Raw genomic sequence first — 1,631 nt, 5'->3', positions numbered from 1 at the left:
GAACGTAAGCGTCCGCTGAACCCCATGCCTATTTTTTAATTCGGTTCAGGTTTCCAGCGGTGTGGTAGCAATTCTTCAATCTGAGTCACTTTATGTGTCGGCAACCTTTTCAGCACATCACTTAAATAGGCATTTAATCCTGAGAACTAAGAATTATCATTTAAAAATACCACAAAGTAGTATAAAATAAACTACTACAAGGTAGTATGAATGCAATCAATGTATACAATATGTGAGACTCCATTATTTACTAAATACTGTCTTGTTTATTGGACTCAGGAAGAATATGAGGAATTCAAAACATTCTTAGCATTAAATCCTGAAGCAGGAGATGTAGAGCCTAATGCAGGTGGTATTCGTAAGATTAGATGGACTAGCGGTGGTAGAGGTAAAAGTGGTGGTGTCAGAGTCATCTACTTTAATCGTTTAGCAAATGGAGAGATTTGGTTATTAACCTTGTACAGTAAAAAGCAAACTGTACAGCTTAGTAAGAAGACTCTTCAAGCATTAGTGGAGAAACTAAATGACTCGTTTAATGACTGAAAAAGAACTTGAGGCTTTTGAAGCAACTAGGGATATTGAAGCTGAAATATTACAAGGCATCGACGATATGCTTACTAGTAATGCAGCGAAAAGAACCGTAATCACTGAGACAGATGTAGCGTTAGCTCGTAGAAAGGCTCAACTAACACAAGATCAGTTTGCTAAGATTCTTGGCGTATCAAGACGTACTCTTGAATCATGGGAACAAGGTGCGAGAAGACCATCAGGAGCAGCAACATCCCTTATTCGATTATTTATTGTTGATCCAAAATTTGTAAAAGAGAGTCTGGCTTAATTTAGACAGCTCTCTACTATATTTATTTAAGGTTTTTTATGAAGCACTTAGGATTTGTGGGAAAAAGTACTGAATATTTAGGGTATACCCATATTGAAATTATCAATAGCTCATTACGCTTATCTTTCAATATTCCATCAACAAAAGATCTAGAAGAAACCTTTAAAAAGATAGTCGAAAATAACTATGATTTACTCATGGAAACATCAGCAGAAATCGAGTTCGAATTAGAAAGTGAAACGCTAGCAAAGATAGAAACCATCATAAAAGAAAAAGGGATTGAACTTGATGAGTTTGTTCAAAATGCGCTGATTAAACTTATCAACCAAAATGAATTGGCTAAGACTGATTAGACCTTAAATGCAGACAATAAAAAACCCCAGCATCCTGCCGGGGTTTCTCATATTGGGTTGCTAGGTATGACTCCTGTCTTACCTCACGCTCCTGGTGCGATCTTTCTTATTCTTGTTGTTTGGAACTTCCTGTTCCTGATGAGTTCATCATAGGAAAATTCCACTGTTCCTGGTAGCCGCAAAGAGCCGAGATTGTTGTGCGCCAGGGCGTACAAAATAGCCTAAATTTTATCCACAGCCATTGGGGATAGTTTCGGATCCTGAAAGCCGATGAAATGGGCACTGATTGCCAAATTGATCGTTTTTTAATCAAATTTACTGGCAAAATATTACAGATCTGCTTAAAAACTCACCAACTTATTACAAAAGCCGATTTTTTGCTTTTTCTTAGTCATGGCTAAATTTTCAAGTGATTGATATTTATATTAATATACAAGTGT

3 protein-coding genes and 1 pseudogene are annotated in these 1,631 nt (G+C 36.6%); 3 read left to right on the top strand and 1 reads right to left on the bottom strand.

Annotated elements, in window-relative coordinates:
* Positions 1–35: 35 nt before the first annotated feature.
* A pseudogene (locus tag FTU35_RS13315) lies at positions 36–131 on the bottom strand (transposase domain-containing protein); the annotation flags it as partial.
* A gap of 88 nt (positions 132–219) precedes the next feature.
* Here FTU35_RS13315 and FTU35_RS13310 point away from each other — a divergent pair.
* From FTU35_RS13310 to FTU35_RS13300, 3 genes are read left to right on the top strand one after another with little or no spacing between them, the layout of a single operon-like run.
* Entirely contained in the window at positions 220–543 is a 324-nt protein-coding gene (locus FTU35_RS13310; RefSeq protein ID WP_104505828.1) for a transcriptional regulator, read from the top strand.
* On the top strand, positions 524–838 hold the full coding sequence (locus FTU35_RS13305) for a DNA-binding transcriptional regulator (protein WP_104505827.1): 315 nt from the start codon (positions 524–526) through the stop codon (positions 836–838). The genes FTU35_RS13310 and FTU35_RS13305 overlap by 20 nt, the downstream gene beginning before the upstream one ends.
* Before the next feature lie 38 nt (positions 839–876).
* Positions 877–1,191 carry a hypothetical protein gene (locus FTU35_RS13300; protein WP_104505826.1) on the top strand — a complete coding sequence of 105 codons (315 nt, stop codon included), beginning with the start codon at positions 877–879 and terminating at the stop codon, positions 1,189–1,191.
* Positions 1,192–1,631 lie beyond the last annotated feature (440 nt).

The organism is Acinetobacter sp. YH12095, assembly GCF_013419245.1.
GTDB classification, from domain to species: domain Bacteria; phylum Pseudomonadota; class Gammaproteobacteria; order Pseudomonadales; family Moraxellaceae; genus Acinetobacter; species Acinetobacter towneri.
This window is presented reverse-complemented; position numbering and strand designations above follow the sequence as displayed.